The following is a 15,200-nucleotide window of genomic DNA, read 5'->3' on the forward strand; positions in this document are numbered from 1 at the left end:
AATCATCATTCCGTCACCGCACTGCGGTCTATTCAACCGGCCACCTCGTCAAGTACATGCACCCCCTGATCGCCATCGGGTTGTTCGCAGGTATCGCGTCCTGGCTTCTCTCGAAAGAAAAGGAGGCCAAGATGCCTGCAGTCCAGCGTCAGTTCGAAAACTTCCACAGCGCCATCTGCTTCGATGAAGACGATGAGAAGGCCAAACTGCGTGAGAAGCGCGACACCATCATCAAGGCGCTGAAGGCCAACCTGGGTGATGACGTCCCCACGTTCACGAACTTCAACCAGGGCAGCTACTCCATGCACACGGGCGTGGTGCCGCTTGATGGCAACTTCGACATCGACGTTGGCATCATCTTCGACTGTGACCAGAACAAGTATCCCGACCCGGTGGTGCTCAAGAAGAAGGTGCGAGATGCCGTCAACACGAATTTCCGCACGGTGCTCATCCGCCGTCCGTGTGTCACCGTGAATTACTTGAGCGATGGCAAGGTCGCATACCACGTCGACCTGGCCATCTACTCCCGTGACGCCAACGGGACGTTGTACTTGGCTAAAGGCAAGGAAAACTCGGCGGAGGAGCACCGTATCTGGGAGATATCCGGCCCCAAGGAGTTGACCAAGCTCGTCTGCGGCGCCTTCAGCGACTCCGATGAACTGGCTCAGTACCGTCGCTGCATCCGCTACCTGAAACGCTGGCGCCAGTGGCAGTTCACCGGCTCGGGAGCTCCGCTGAGCATCGCACTGACGGTGGCGGCCCTGAAGTGGTTCAAGCCGAACTTCAACACCTCCGGCAAACCCGTCGACCTGCTGGCGATGTTGGACTGGGTCAAGGCGATGCTCAACCAGTTCACCTACGAGTACAGCCAGGCCGACGGCACGCACCAACGGCTGAAGGTCATGCTGCCGGTCGCGCCGTACTCCGACCTGATGGCTAAGCGCACGGCTGCGCAGATGAAGACCTTCAAGGAGAAGCTCGAGTCGCTGCGCGACGCTCTCAGCGATGCCTACGACGAGGAACTGCCCGAGGAAGCCTGCAAGCTGCTGAAGAAGCAGTTTGGCGACGACTTCAAGGTCCCCGAGAAGGCTCAGACAGCCAAGACAGTCTCGGCTGCAGTCATCAGCACTGGGAACTCAGCTTGACCGAGGCCGCAGTTCAGGTCGACGGCGCGAAGATCGACGCGGCCTTCGAGGCGGTTGAGGCAGCGTTCGCGCTGCGGGGCGTCCCTGTTGCGCCTCTGCCCAGCGAAGCTCCAAACGTATTGGCCATTGAGGTCACCGGCACGCGCCGGTGGACGGTCTACGTCGACTGCGCGGAGGAGCACTTGCAGCTGCCAAGGGTTACCACAGACCCGCCGACCGCTCTGCTTGCCCATGTCAGCTATAGCGGCTATGTCTGCATCGACGATGAGCAGGGCCTTTCGCTGGACCCAAAGCGTCCCGCAGACATCGTCGCGCACGCTGTGATGAAGGCGTACGACCTGCTGGAAAACTCCGCAGCGGATGCGGCTTCTGGCTACGAGGAGTTTTTCAACGAACTGGAGGGCTACTGGCAGGGCCTTCCAGGGGCGCTTCGCGGGCGGTCGTACTTCGAAGTTGACGGCGCGTCGCGCCTGCTCAAGGGGTTCTCCAACTTCGGCCTCAAGAAGCCAACCTGGTACTTCCTGGAGCGAGACGCCAGCATTCCTTGGGAGGTGGAAAGCAAGAAGCTTGAGGCCCACCGCGCCCTTTACGTCCACCTGGACCAGGTGGGCTTCCCGCCCGTGCAGCCGGACAAGTTGACCCCGGCCTTCATCGACGATGTTCTGCAGCGCATGTCGCAGGATCAACTGGCGCTCTGGGACAAGCTGGTCGGACCATCGAAAAACTCCCCGAAGCGGTTGGCGCTACTGGTGTCAGTGCCGCGTCAAGCGGGTGGGCGCTCCCTGGTGGCAGCCTCATTCACGGCAAGCCGCGGTGCAGTCGACAACAAGGGGATAGTGACTCCTCTGACCATGCGGCGACACACGCCGACATACATGCGCGAGCGGGGAGGTGCGTCGCTTGACTTGCTCAACAAGCACATCGCTGTGCTCGGCGCGGGGGCCGTGGGGTCGGTGGTCGTGGACACGCTGGCTGCTGCAGGCGTTGGCAAGCTGACGGTCGTCGACCACGATGAATACTCTGAGGACAACGTTTTCCGTCACGTCCTTCAGCCGCTGTACATCGACATGGAGAAGCCGTTGGGCATGAAGTTGGCGTTGGAACGACGCTACCCAGGCTTGAAGATCACCCCAGTGGCCACGACAGGGCAGAAGTGGCTCAAGACGGCTGATCTCAGCCAGTACGACGGCATCGTGCTGGCCTTCGGTTCTCCGTCCATCGAGCGGTCATTTTCGAAGGCGTTCAGGGCAGGTAGTCATGACCTCCCCGTGGTATTTACCTGGCTTGAGGCGCTCGATCTCGGCGGCCACTCGATGCTAATGTGGACTAGAGGCGAGGGGTGCCTCAACTGCGCCTACCGCGACGACGAAGGACAGCCGTCCCTGGCTTCGCGTACCGCCTTTTTGGAACCCAACCAGCCGGTCACGCGCAATCTCACTGGATGCGCGGGTGCATTTGTGCCCTACGGCCCGGTTCAGTCCCGGCGCACAGGCTTGATGGCAGCGGAGCACATCCTGTCGGCAGTAAGTGCCGTTGCCGCGGGCGATGCCGAGCGCCGGCCTTCCTACAAGTTCTGGGTGGGCGAAGGGAAGGTCGCCGCCAAGCAGGGGCTGCGCACGACTCCCTGGTTCCAGCTCGCGCGGACCACTTCCGAGGAGGTTGCTACCAAACAGGTATTCGGGCGCCCGTGCCCGCATTGCCGGGCGCCAAAGGAGCCGGCGCCGTGAAGCTCGTCTATCGCGTAACGCCGAAGCAGCGGCTCATCATCGTCGAGCACGCACTCAAGCAGATGCAGGCGTTCGCCCAACATCGCTCGGACGACCGTGAAGCAGGTGGAGTCCTTCTTGGCCGGCACCTGTTGGACTCGCGCGACGTGGTCGTCGATGAGGTGTCGACGCCGCAGAGCAGTGACCGTCGCAGCAGGTACGGATTCTTCCGTTCTTCCAAGCACCAGGCGCTGGCGCGACAGCGATGGCTGGAAGAGAACAGCACCTCCGCCTACCTTGGGCTCTGGCACACGCATCCCGAGCGCGACCCCACACCGTCGGGAGTTGACCAGCGCGACTGGCAGCAGGCTGTCGCTGGCGACACCTATGAGGGCGACCGCTTGTTTTTTCCCATCGTCGGCACTCACTGCATCCGGATTTGGACGCTGAGCCGCCGAGGCACGTATCGCGAATTGAAGTTGGAGAACAAGAATGCCTAAACCAAAAGCAACGCCTGTTCCGAGCACCTCCACAACTGGTGCTCCCGTGACCAGGTCTGTCGCGCGAGCCTACATTTCCGCGCCGGTCCGGCGAGACCTCTGGATCGCTGCGGCTGGTCGTTGTGAATTCCGCGGCTGCTGCAAGCCTGTAGACCGCGACTTTCTTACTAAGAAGGCCAAGAGCGTAGTCGGCGAATTCGCTCATATCATTGCCGACAGCCCAGCAGGCGCTCGAGGCGTTCCGGGGCTGTCGGAAAAGCTGGCGGCAGACCCCAGCAACCTCATGCTGGCCTGCTTCGACTGCCACTCACGAATAGACCGCCACGGCCAGAGCAACGAATTCACTGCTGAGCAACTTCGAGCCATGAAGCGCGACCACGAGGCTCGCATCGAGTTCATGTACTCGGCCACTGGTGTTGAGGACAGCATGCCCGTCGTGATGTCGTTCCCTGTCGGCGCCCACGTGCCTGTGATCGACGTGCGCCACATCCAGCACGCGATGCTGACGAACAGCGGCTTTAAACGCTTCCCCACGGCCGGCTCGGTACACATCGACCAGAGCAACTTCTTCTTGCAGGACAACGAACCTGACTTCTGGGGCAACGCCCAGCGGGCTCTTACCCAGCAGTATGAGCAGCGCATCCTGCCCGAGCTCGTTGCAAGGAAAGGAGCCGTGCACCTCACTATCGCCGGCTTCGCTCCTATCCCAATGCTGATGAAGCTGGGGGCGCTGGTGGGCGACAAGACGCCTGCGGCCGTCATGGACCTGCCGAACGAGAAGTGGCTCTGGGACACGCGGGACGCTTGCCCCGAGCCCAGCTACACATTCACGGTACCGCCTACGCTTCCTCGCGAAATATCGGTCGTCGTCAGCATCTCGGGCAGGGCGCAGCACCCCGTTGGTCGCGACGTCGTCGAGTTTCATGCCGTTGCGCCTGACCGCGGCATCATCCGCAAGGAGTCCCATGTGCAGCAGTTCCGCACGAGCTTCAACGCCTTCCTGCAGCAGCTGTTTGCCGCCGGCGCTCGGGTCCTGCACCTGCATCCGGCGACGCCGCTGTCAGCGAGCATCGAGATCGGTAGGACCCTGCTGCCCAAGGCGTTCGAAGAGGTTCATATCTGGGAGTGGCAGGCACCTGAGTGGAAGCCGGCTCTGAGGCTTAAGTAGTAACGTATGCAGGTCGCACGGCCCAGCTCCGCGTCAAGGCTTGGCGAGCACTAGCAAGTGCGTTGAACACCCAGTGGGGTCAGGAGTCGCCAGAGATGCCTAGCCACAGACATCGCCTTGGCGTGAGACATGCAGAGCGCGGCGCTCAGCGAAATCGTTGAACGGCAGCTATCGGGCGCTGAGCTTGGAAACTCCAAGGACCGCAGCCGCTGCTCACCGGTCATTGGACCTTTCGAGCGCTAGGTGACTCCTGCACCCCACGGAGCCACCCACTCAAGAGACAGATACCTTTCTCGCAGCGCTGTTCTTAAGAAGTCGCTCGCGCGCAGGCTCGAGTCCGTAGCGAGCAATCACCGCTTCAAGTGCGCCAGCACGCCCAAGCAGGTCGAGCGAACAAAGGATCCGCTCAAACACTCTTGTCTTGGACAGCATGTTCCTGACAGACTTGCGGTATTCCTCGGGATGAATTCGATACTGTGCGGCCTCTTGCTGGCAAGTACCCAGCACGAGCTCAAAGGCCTCGGAGACCGGCGCCTCGCTGTCGAAATAGAAGAGCGCCTTGATTGCGGCGAAATCTTCCGGCTTGATCTCATTGGCAAGTTCATTTCCAAGCTCTAGGCGATGCAACCCGTCCTGAATCGCTTCCATGATTTCTATCGCGGAGACGATCCGAGCTAGAGGCGGATCAATAACCAAATGAAGGTCGTTGGCCTTGCACCATTGGTCAAAAAAGCGCTCTAAAGCGCCCAAGGAGAACCCCGGTATCGGCACTTCAATTCCGATACGGGCGGCCATCTCATGCCGCGCTTTGATGATGTTGATCGCTTTGCACAGCTCTGCAGACCCGATGCTGTACTTGGCCTTAAGGTTGGCCTTTACCTCGTCGAAGGACGGTTCTGTCCATCTACCGTACTCGGGAAGCTCAGCGGCAATCCGATGCAACTGCAGGCGCGAGAGGTGTTTGGTACAGGCTCCCCAGGCGTACTCCTCAACCAACTGGGTGATGGTCCGGTTCAAAAGCTTGAGCAACAGCTCTGCCTCGTTGAATCGACGCTTCAGCACCATGAAGTTGATAACCCTGATGTTGGTGAGGTGCTTCTGGTTCGCTAGGTCAAACGGGTATCTGAATACCTGACCAGTTGCATCCATATCAGCAACGTCGGCGACGTACTCCTCTAACTTGCTTATCACCTCCCCTAGTCGCTCATCGGTCATAAGGGCGTGCGTCTTGACAAATGTCCAGAGAAGTCCGAGGTCATGCGAGTCCACCAGTTTGAACTCGGGCAACGGTACGCCTCGTTTGTCTCCGATTGCAGTGAGGTGCTTGGTTGCCTCCTTCAAGTACAGTTCCATAGCGTGACGCATGGTGAAGCACACTGGGTAGACAAGGGTGTCGACAGGCAGGCGTGTGTTGCGATCAGCAATCGCCGCATCCAGCAGCGCGTTGGCCGCCGTGGCGAAACCTTCGGCGTAGTCGACCCTTCCTGGGTTGCCATTGTCGCCGACGCACGCGTTCGCCCAAGTCGGATCTTCGCCTCTGAAGGTCTTGTTAGCAAAGGGCATGTTCATGTTTTTCCTCCCTACTTCAGGCTGGGAACGTAGTGCGAACTAGAAAGACTATGCTGAGCGCCTGCGCCTCCGAGCTGCTTTAGCGACCGTCCGGTGCAGCGGGTTCAATCTTTGGGATCTCGGCCAAGGTCGTCTTCAAAGAACTCTGCCTGCCCCCAATAGTGGCTGAGGAGGGCCAGTTGACCGGCTTCCGCCAAGGCCTTCAGGTACTCGCGAGTCGCCTCGCCAGCAGCAATCTGAGCGGTGCTGAACCGGTAGGTGACGCGCGGCGGCAGCCACCCACCGACCCTGTACACAACATAGCCGTCGTCGTCCATCGCGATGGACGTCACGCTGCACGGGTTCATGGAGTCTCTGTCGATCTTGAAGACATGCGCCTTCACGCGCAGCACCAGGTGCCGAAGGCGCGTGAATTCCGCTTTGCTCCAGATTACAGAAGCGCGTTCCGCTTGAAGCTCGATCGCGGTGTTCCGCGCGTCGGGCTTCACCGGGTAGCGCGCGTCGTATAAAACCATCTCGTGCAGAGTGTTCAGATCCTGCTTGTCTTGAACAGTGGCTTCGAAAGCCAACGCCTTGGCGAGCTTCTTGAAGTTATGGCTGTACCGCCGCAGGTCGCGGTCGAATAGCGTTTCAGGGCAACCCGCATAGGCCTTGGAAAGTCCAGCCTTCAGGAACATCTCTATCGCATAGCCAAGCAGCAGCACAGAAGCCTTCGGCAGGCCTTCAAGTTCTGCCCAAGCCCGTGCGCTGGGCGTTTTGCGAGAGATGTTTCTGCTTAGCTTCTTGCGCCTTACCGTCCAGCTCGCCCGAACAACTTTGGCCGAAGCAAAGAGATGCTCTCCCTCCTTGATCCAAGCCGCAGGGTTGAACTGGCCCTCGCTACGGTGGGTCAGAACGCGAGTTCGGGCTGGGGGTGTCGCGGTGTTGGTTACTTGGTGTGCCATAGGCGGATTTTTCGCCTGCTCCGCGCTACGTCTGCAGCGCAAAAGAGTCATTGTCGGGGAGGCTTGGAGGGCAGCGAATCATTTTTCGAAGGCAGACATCGACGATACCAACGTCGGCAGGTTCTTTGCTTCGATCTAGTCGTGCGCGAGACAGTGTTCATAAGTACACAGTCCTCAGCTGACTTTCGCAGTCACTGTGCAGAGACAAAGCGATCCCCTGGGATAGCTTCGTGATCTTCGTTAATGTAGCTCTTGTCAGAGCTCGCACGACTTCGATGCGATCAGAAATATTGGCAGAACGCGTCATTCCTCCAGCCCATTGGAATGCTCCAGATCTAGTAGGCGCTCAGGACCGATGCGCGTCGGCGTCGCGGCTTGCCATGGGCTATCATGTGGCTTTATCGACCCATTGAAGGCTTTCACTCACACTTGGGTTAATCGCGTGGTAGCCAGCCATTGTTGATCTCGCACCATTCGTGAAGAATGATTAATTGCTCAAGTTCGTAGAGGGCGCGAAACAGATCGCCGTAAAGCTTAAGGTCGCTGAAGTTGACGAGGGAGCGGGTTATCTCAGTGTTGACAAGGAACTCGTGAGCCACGTTGTTTCGGTGATCTACGACGCTCTCCAATAATCGGATGAAATCTGGTCGGACTCCTCTATCCCTGAGCTCGTTCTTGGTTTTGCCAAGTGGCCAGCGCTCCATTTTTTCATGTGAGACATTGAACGTTCGAGCGAGCAATCCCTTCAGGCCAAACTCCAGTATCTGGGCCTTTCCCATGAATATTGCGTACTGCTCAAGCGCGCTCCGATCTTTGTACTGATCAAGCCTGGCAAGAACCTCTGCCTTGATCTGCTCCCCTGACATTTCAGCAAATTCGATCATTCTAGAATCTCCGCAATAGCAATAAGTTTTTAACGAAAACACTAAGCCGACCGCCGCAGGCCGGTCAGCTTTAGCGAAAGTGGAATGGCCGCTCCTTGCCGACTTACGTCTGGCGCAGGCCGACACATGGCAGATGGTAGCTGCCCCCATCTCACTGTGGGACTGAACATCTAAAGACGGGCCCTATCCTTAAACCTCTCACGATGATGTGTGAGATACGCCTTCAGTGCAGTATTGGGCTTGGTCCGGAGGTTTTTGGGAAGACCAAGACGATTGCGCTCGGTCGCATCCAGCTCCTCGGAAACGAGCATGGATCCGTCATCGGCAAAAGAGATGAGATAGGCATCGAAAAGTGCATCGAGGTTGGCACATAGGAGGAGCCCGTTATTGGGGTCAAGTCGCTGCCTGTTGTCTGAGTTGCGCCAGGGCTTCACATGAGAAGCGATTAGGACTTGGCTATTGGTGACTCCGGTGACGGCACACGCACCACCCCATATCCGAAGAAGTTCCATACGAAACTTGCCTTGGCCAATGCGAGCGAGCGCCAGGGTCAGGCGCGCGGTGACTTCTTTGGGCTCCGGCTCCCCGTTCTCGCGAACTATCGGCGGCACAGGGACCGTGGGAGCAACTCGCATGGCTTGAACCAGGCGTTTCCATTCGGCGCCGCGCTGTATGGCAGGAACCATGCTCATAATGGCCTCGGCGCGTCGAAGCTCCATGTCCATGTGCATAGAGTACATCGTCGGCAACTTCTCCTTGCCCGTGATTCTGGAGGCTTGGAGAGTGATTGGCTTCGCCGGCCACCAGAAGAATTCCTCCGGACAGATCCAGTTGCAGGTCCAGGGATATTCTTCTCTCCAGTGACGGTTGAATTCGGCCCTGCTATTGGAATGGGCTTGTTTCACCCGGGGCAGCGCCCAGGCGTCCTCGCCGAAACTCTTTACCTCCAGTAGCCTGGCTATACGTTCGCGCTCGACCTTGTATGGAGCAGTTCCGTGTTTGGGCGCCCAGCCAAGGTAGTGAGCGTTACCCGCAATGCCAACTAGCTGCTGTACCCCATCGTGGGAGGCAATCATGAACACGAAGGTTTGCCCACGGTTTTCCTCGGTAGGTGCTTTGCCGACGCGCTCGGTATGGAAGGTCCTGTATCGTTGGCCATTCTCGGTGAAGGTAAGACGCGGGGAGGCATTCCATTCCTCGTGACCATAGCCATGTTTCGACGGATAGCTTTCGCCCCCGGACACCTTGTAGCCAGAAGGCCGCATGTAGCCGGCAGTATTCCAGAGAATTGGTTTCAGCAGAAATAGAGCCATAGTGAATTTCTTTAAGTTTTCACGACACGCGTACTTTACTCGGCGCAACGTGAGAGTTGTATTGGTGGCAATGGCGCATTTCACATCGTTCGGTGCCAGAGATCGACGATTTTCTGGCTGCGACCGAGACTTTAAGCTGGCACGCACCTTAGCCATGAACACCGCTGATGGGTACCTCAGGTTTGTCCCGCCGTTCCATCAAGTCCGCCGTCCGGCGTAAGACCGCTCACAGCCTGAAGCTGTCGGTCAGGCGGGAGCGGTGACCGAGCGCTCCTGGCCGACAGCCGCCTCTACGTGAGGACCAGCCTTTTCAAGGCCGTACCGCCATCCTGCCGAGCGCCGTAGATGGCTCGCATAAAAATGCACTGTAGCGGGTGGTGTGGCCGCCGCGAAGGCCCAGGGCGCTTCACCCGCGCCCGAATTCTAGGCATCCAAACGATGCTCACCCCTTCATCGCGCCGGTGCGCCAGTGCGGTAGGGCTGGCAGAGCACTCGAACCCACTCCGCATAGGTCAACGTCCGAGCCTTCGATCCTCGTTCGCGCCCGACCCAGCGCATTCGCCCTGTACGGCCAGCTCAGCGTGGATGCCTTCGACGCCGAGGCCTCGGGTGGTCTCGATGCGTGGGACCCACTCACGCTAGGCAGCCCCTGGTGACCCAGCTCAGACCTACCGCCGCGAGTTCTATGTGCCTGCAGGCCACGCTTCGCCGCTGGCCAGCGCGGATGCGCTCCGAAAAAATTAAAGATCAGTGGCGGAAAAACGAATGTGTAGTGGCGTTCCGCAGTCCATCGCGGCTGCGCCCCGCAAAAACAGCAGGTCAGTGTGGAAAACTAATGTGCTGTGGGCTTCCACCCGAGTTAAGAATTTTATTGTGCAGTTCAGTCTTTCGGTGGAATCCACACCCTCCTCCGACCAGGGCCACGGCACTGGCCGTGTGATGCGGACTGGCCGTGGGGCGCTGGCGCCAGCGCTCGGGCGTGAAGCGGCCGGCCAGGCTGGCGATGGCGGCGGCCTCCAGCGCCTCGTCATCGCTCATGGGCGGAAGCAGGTCGGCAAAGCGCTGGGCCAGCATGGATTTGCCCGAACCCGGCGGCCCCACCAGCAGCAGGCCGTGGCCTCCGGCCGCAGCGATTTCCAGCGCGCGCCGCGCCTGTGCCTGGCCGCGCACCTCGGCCAGGTCCAGGCTGCTGCGCACGGCGACGGCGGGCTGCGGCTGCACCGCATGCCAGCCCGGGCCGGGGCATGTATGGGTGTCGCCTGCTGCCGGCAAGGCGTCGGTTTCGTCGGTCTCTTCGGTGTCCTCGCTTTCGTCGCTGCAGCAGGCATCGTCCGGTTCCTGCTCCGCCTGCACCAGGGCATTGGCCGAGCGTGTGATGAAGCGGCGCACCACGTCCAGCAGGTGGTGCGCGCAGAACACCTGGGCCGATGGCACGAAGGCCGCCTCCTGCGCGCTGCCCGGCGGCAGCACCAGGCGGGCGCCGTCCTGCTGGCGGTGCAGGGCCAGGGCCGTGGCCAGCGCGCCGCGCACGGGCCGCAGCGCGCCCGACAGCGACAGCTCGCCCGCGAATTCGTAGTCGGCCAGCGCATCGCCATTGATCTGGCCGCTGGCCGCGAGAATGCCCAGCGCAATGGGCAGGTCGAAGCGCCCCGAATCCTTGGGCAGGTCGGCGGGCGCCAGGTTGACGATGATGCGTTTGTTGCTCGGGAACTCCAGCCCGGAGTTCAGCAGCGCCGAGCGCACGCGTTCACGCGCTTCCTTGACCTCGACATCGGCCAGACCCACCAGCGTGAACGACGGCAGGCCGTTGGCCAGATGCACTTCCACGGTGACACGCGGGGCGGCCAGCCCCAGCAGCGCACGACTTTGAACCAGGGCCAGACCCATGGGCACCTCGCAGGAACGACAGACACAAAGCCACACAAAGGAAGAAGCCGCCAGCGGTGCGGCGGCCTCGGTGACCCAGTATGGCAACGGCCTTGGGCCTTGTGGACGGCGGGCGCGGCGCTGAACCCAAATCTCAGAATGTTCTGACCCTTGCAGCGCAAAAATCAGAACAGCTTCACCAGCGCCGGAACGCTCAGCACGGCCGTGTAGTAGCCCATGAACTGCACGCCGGTGTTGAAGCCCAGGCCGCGTGACAGCAGGCCGCCGAGCAGGCCCGGCAACTGCCGTTCCCCTGCGCCATGCGAGATTGCAGGTCGAAACGCGAGCGGTGCTGGCTCAGCCGGCCTGAGCCAGCCCCCGGGCCTGCGCGCGCAGCAGCGCGATGAAGCGCTGCTGCTCCTGCGTGGGCGCGTCGTCGGTGCGGGTGAGGATGCCGAAGGGCGCCATGGGCACGTCGATGCAGACCGGCAGCGCCCTGACCAGGCCCATGCGCAGATAGTCCTTGAGCGCGGATTCGGACAGCAGCATCACGGCATCGGTCAGCTGCACAAGTTGCTGCATGGAGTACACCGAGCTGCATTCGATGATGTCGGCCGGCGCGGGCAGCTCCAGGCGCTGCAGCAGCTGGTCGAGCGCGATGCGCGCGGGGCTGGTGGCCGGCTGCAGGATCCAGGGCCAGTCGCGCACCAGTTCCTCCCAGTCGAGCTTGCGCCGGCGCGCCAGCGCATGGCCGCTGCGCACGACGAGCAGCAGCCGCTCGTTGCCCAGTTCCTCGAAGCCATAGCCGCTGCTGTCTGCCGTGGGGCTGCGCCGTGCAATGGCCAGGTCGATGCGCCGCTGGTCCAGCAGGCGCAGGATCTGGTCGCTGGTGTCGCCCATGATGCGCAGGCGCAACTGCGGGCTTTGCGCCTTCATGCGGGCCACGGCAGTCATCACCAGGTCGGGTGCTGCGCCCATGATGGTGCCGATGGACAGGTAGCCGTAGCCGCCCTGGCGGCGCGCGGCCAGGTCCTCGGCGCAGCGGTCCAGGCTGTTGAGCGAGGCCTCGGCAAAGCGCACCAGCTGCGCGCCCAGGGCTGTGGGCCGCATGCCGCGCGGCAGGCGCTCGAAGAGCTGGCAGCCGAACATGTCCTCGATCTCGCGCAGCATGCGCGTGGCCGCAGGCTGGGACATGGCCAGGCTCAGCGATGCGCGGTGCAGGTTCAGGCTCGATCCCAGCGCCACCAGCATGTGCAGGTGCTTGTAGCGCAGACGGTTGAGCAGGCTGCGGTGCAGCACGGGCGGGGCGGATTCGGGCGGCTTGTCAGGCATAAGCGCAAGGTATCGGATGTGACCGAAATTCGATTTGTTGAGCATCGATCATGCGCCGTACATTGGCCCTGCGACAAGAAAAAACAGACCCAATCCAGGAGACAAGACATGCACAGCCCATCGCCTGTTTCATGACGCGCTGACGCGGCCGGCACCAACGCCGCGGCCGCGCTCGCACCTTCACCAAAGCACGCCTTCAGCGCTCCGGGCGACCGGGCGTGACGGCCTCTCATTGCCTGCAAGGAAAGTCATGAAAAAACTCCCCGCTCCCCTGCTCGCCAGGATCTCCTGGCGCCTGCTGCCCTTTTTGCTGCTCATGTACATCATGGCCTTCCTGGACCGGGCCAACGTGGGCTTTGCCAAGGTGGCCTTCCAGGCCGATACCGGCATCAGCGATGCGGCCTTCGCCTTTGGCGCGGGTGTGTTCTTCGCGGGCTATGCGCTGCTGGAGGTGCCCAGCAACCTGATCATGCACCGCGTGGGTGCACGCATGTGGATGTGCCGGATCATGGTCACCTGGGGCCTGGTGTCGGCGGCCATGATGTTCGCCCACGACCAGACCACGTTCTACGTGCTGCGCTTTTTGCTGGGCGTGGCCGAGGCGGGGTTCTTCCCCGGCGTCATCCTGTACCTGACCTACTGGTTCCCGGCAGCGCACCGCGCGCAGGCCATGGGCTTTTTCTACTTCGGCGCGCCGCTGGCCTTCATCTTCGGCAGCCCGCTGTCGGGCCTGCTGCTGGAGCTGGACGGCATCGGTGGCTGGCACGGCTGGCAGTGGCTGTTCGCGGTGGAGGGGCTGATGGCCGTGGCCGTGGGCATCTGGGCGTATTTCCACCTGGACAGCCGCCCCGCCGACGCCACCTGGCTCAGCCGCGAGGACAAGGCGCTGCTGCAGGACATCCTCGACAGCGAAGAGCGCGCCAAGGGCGGCCACGGCCACAGCCTGCTGGCCGCGCTGTGCCAGCCGCGCGTGCTCTACCTGGCGCTGATCTACCTGCTGATCCAGGCCAGCGTCTATGGCGTGGTGTTCTACCTGCCCAGCCAGGTGGCGGGCCTGCTGGGCACCAAGGTGGGCCTGCTGGTGGGCGTGGTCTCGGCCATTCCCTGGCTGTGCGCGCTGCTGGCCGCCTGGTGGATTCCGGGCCATGCCGAGCGGACAGGCCAGCCGCGCGGCATCGCCAGCCTGACGCTGGTGATGGCTGCCGTGGGCATGGCTGCATCGGTGAGTTTCTCCAGCCCCCTGCTGGGTGTGGCCGCGCTGTGCCTGGCGGCGGCCGGTTTCATCGCCGTGCAGCCCGTGTTCTGGACCTTTCCCGCCAACACGCTGGCCGGCGCTGCGGCCGCTGGCGGCATCGCCTTCATCAACTCCCTCGGCGCCGTGGGGGGCTTCATCGCCCCCATCGTCAAGAACTGGGCCGAGGGCTTTTTCCACTCCCCGGCGGCCGGCCTGTACCTGCTGGCCGGCACCACGCTGCTGGCTGCGGCCCTGGTGCTGGGCGTGCGCGCACGCCTGGCGCCGGCCCTGGCCGCACCGTCGGCCGCCTGAACCACTTGCACACGGAGCACAACCATCCCATGACACAGATCCCCACCATCAAGCAGGTGCGCGCCTTCACGCTCAAGGGCGGCGGCGCCGACTACCACGACCAGTCCGAAGGCCACTGGATCGACGACCACATCGCCACGCCCATGGCCAAGTACCCCGAGTATCGGCAAAGCCGCCGCAGCTTCGGCATCAACGTGCTGGGCACGCTGGTGGTGGAGATCGAGGACAGCGCCGGACGCGTGGGCTTTGCCGTGACCACGGGCGGCGAGCCTGCGGCCTACATCGTCGAAAAGCACCTGGCGCGTTTCCTCGAAGGCGCCCGGGTGACTGACATCGAGCGCATCTGGGACCAGATGTACCTGTCCACGCTGTACTACGGCCGCAAGGGCATCGTCATCAACACCATCTCGGGCGTGGACCTGGCGCTGTGGGACCTGCTGGGCAAGGTGCGCGGCGAGCCCGTGCACCAGCTGCTGGGCGGCGCCGTGCGCGACGAGCTGCAGTTCTACGCCACGGGCGCGCGGCCCGACCTGGCGCAGAAGATGGGCTTCATCGGCGGCAAGATGCCGCTGCACCACGGCCCGGCCGAGGGCGAGGAAGGGCTGCGCCGCAACCTGCAGGAGCTGGCCACCATGCGCGAGCGCGTGGGCCCGGACTTCTGGCTCATGCTGGACTGCTGGATGAGCCTGGATGTGAACTACGCCACGCGCCTGGCCCAGGGTGCGCAGGCCCATGGCCTCAAGTGGATCGAGGAGGCCCTGCCGCCCGACGATTACTGGGGCTACGCGGCCCTGCGCAAGAACGTGCCCACCGGCATGCTGGTGACCACGGGCGAGCACGAGGCCACGCGCTGGGGCTTTCGCCAGCTGCTGGAGATGGGCTGCTGCGACATCATCCAGCCCGACGTGGGCTGGTGCGGCGGCATCACCGAGCTGCTCAAGATATCGGCCCTGGCCGATGCCCACCAGGCCCTGGTCATCCCGCATGGCTCCAGCGTCTACAGCTACCACTTCGTGGCCACGCGCCACAACAGCCCGTTTGCCGAGTTCCTGATGATGGCCCCCAAGGCCGACGAGGTCGTGCCCATGTTCCATCCGCAGCTGCTGGGCGAGCCCGTGCCCGTCAACGGCCGCATGCGCCTGTCGGCGCTGGACAGGCCTGGCTTCGGCGTGGAGCTCAATCCCGAGTGCGCTTTGCACCGCCCGTACACGCACTGAAGGAGCCCGC

Annotated in this window: 11 protein-coding genes and 1 pseudogene; 6 read left to right on the forward strand and 6 right to left on the reverse strand. The window is 62.2% G+C overall.

What is annotated here, in order from left to right; genetic code table 11:
* The first annotated feature begins 56 nt into the window (after nucleotides 1-56).
* From G4D77_RS17860 to G4D77_RS17875, 4 genes are read left to right on the forward strand one after another with little or no spacing between them, the layout of a single operon-like run.
* The gene (locus G4D77_RS17860) at nucleotides 57-1,145 is read left to right on the forward strand and encodes a cyclic GMP-AMP synthase DncV-like nucleotidyltransferase (RefSeq protein ID WP_156180112.1); all 1,089 of its coding nucleotides are present in this window, start codon (nucleotides 57-59) and stop codon (nucleotides 1,143-1,145) included.
* Nucleotides 1,142-2,872, forward strand: a complete 1,731-nt coding sequence (locus G4D77_RS17865; RefSeq protein ID WP_047219806.1) for a ThiF family adenylyltransferase — start codon at nucleotides 1,142-1,144, stop codon at nucleotides 2,870-2,872. Before G4D77_RS17860 ends, G4D77_RS17865 begins: the two co-directional genes overlap by 4 nt.
* Nucleotides 2,869-3,351, forward strand: coding sequence for a Mov34/MPN/PAD-1 family protein (locus G4D77_RS17870; protein WP_206424564.1), 483 nt, complete (start codon nucleotides 2,869-2,871; stop codon nucleotides 3,349-3,351). Before G4D77_RS17865 ends, G4D77_RS17870 begins: the two co-directional genes overlap by 4 nt.
* Nucleotides 3,344-4,519 carry an SAVED domain-containing protein gene (locus G4D77_RS17875; RefSeq protein ID WP_156180114.1) on the forward strand — a complete coding sequence of 392 codons (1,176 nt, stop codon included), beginning with the start codon at nucleotides 3,344-3,346 and terminating at the stop codon, nucleotides 4,517-4,519. The genes G4D77_RS17870 and G4D77_RS17875 overlap by 8 nt, the downstream gene beginning before the upstream one ends.
* A 273-nt stretch (nucleotides 4,520-4,792) precedes the next feature.
* Here the strand turns inward: G4D77_RS17875 and G4D77_RS17880 are convergent, their stop codons facing one another.
* The 6 genes and pseudogenes from G4D77_RS17880 to G4D77_RS17905 form a co-directional block, all read right to left on the reverse strand.
* Entirely contained in the window at nucleotides 4,793-6,088 is a 1,296-nt protein-coding gene (locus G4D77_RS17880; RefSeq protein WP_156180116.1) for a hypothetical protein, read from the reverse strand.
* Nucleotides 6,089-6,192: 104 nt separating this feature from the next.
* Nucleotides 6,193-7,032: a hypothetical protein gene (locus tag G4D77_RS17885; RefSeq protein ID WP_156180118.1), complete on the reverse strand. Its 840-nt coding sequence runs from the start codon at nucleotides 7,030-7,032 to the stop codon at nucleotides 6,193-6,195.
* A gap of 434 nt (nucleotides 7,033-7,466) precedes the next feature.
* Nucleotides 7,467-7,916 carry a hypothetical protein gene (locus G4D77_RS17890; protein ID WP_047219808.1) on the reverse strand — a complete coding sequence of 150 codons (450 nt, stop codon included), beginning with the start codon at nucleotides 7,914-7,916 and terminating at the stop codon, nucleotides 7,467-7,469.
* Nucleotides 7,917-8,086: 170 nt separating this feature from the next.
* A complete protein-coding gene (locus tag G4D77_RS17895; protein WP_213757713.1) occupies nucleotides 8,087-9,385 on the reverse strand; it encodes an HNH endonuclease in 1,299 nt (432 codons plus the stop codon).
* A 747-nt stretch (nucleotides 9,386-10,132) separates the two neighbouring features.
* Nucleotides 10,133-11,116, reverse strand: a pseudogene (locus tag G4D77_RS17900) (YifB family Mg chelatase-like AAA ATPase); the annotation flags it as partial.
* Nucleotides 11,117-11,452: 336 nt separating this feature from the next.
* The gene (locus G4D77_RS17905; protein ID WP_047219373.1) at nucleotides 11,453-12,472 is read right to left on the reverse strand and encodes a LysR family transcriptional regulator; all 1,020 of its coding nucleotides are present in this window, start codon (nucleotides 12,470-12,472) and stop codon (nucleotides 11,453-11,455) included.
* A 205-nt stretch (nucleotides 12,473-12,677) separates the two neighbouring features.
* Between G4D77_RS17905 and G4D77_RS17910 the strand changes: the two genes are divergently transcribed.
* Together G4D77_RS17910 and rhmD are read left to right on the forward strand one after the other, a co-directional pair.
* A complete protein-coding gene (locus tag G4D77_RS17910) occupies nucleotides 12,678-13,973 on the forward strand; it encodes an MFS transporter (protein WP_154833162.1) in 1,296 nt (431 codons plus the stop codon).
* 29 nt (nucleotides 13,974-14,002) lie between these two features.
* Nucleotides 14,003-15,190, forward strand: a complete 1,188-nt coding sequence (gene rhmD, locus G4D77_RS17915) for an L-rhamnonate dehydratase (protein WP_154833164.1) — start codon at nucleotides 14,003-14,005, stop codon at nucleotides 15,188-15,190.
* The last annotated feature ends 10 nt before the right edge of the window (nucleotides 15,191-15,200 follow it).

Origin of the sequence: Delftia sp. WY8 (assembly GCF_018437695.1) — a bacterium.
GTDB lineage: Bacteria > Pseudomonadota > Gammaproteobacteria > Burkholderiales > Burkholderiaceae_C > Comamonas > Comamonas tsuruhatensis.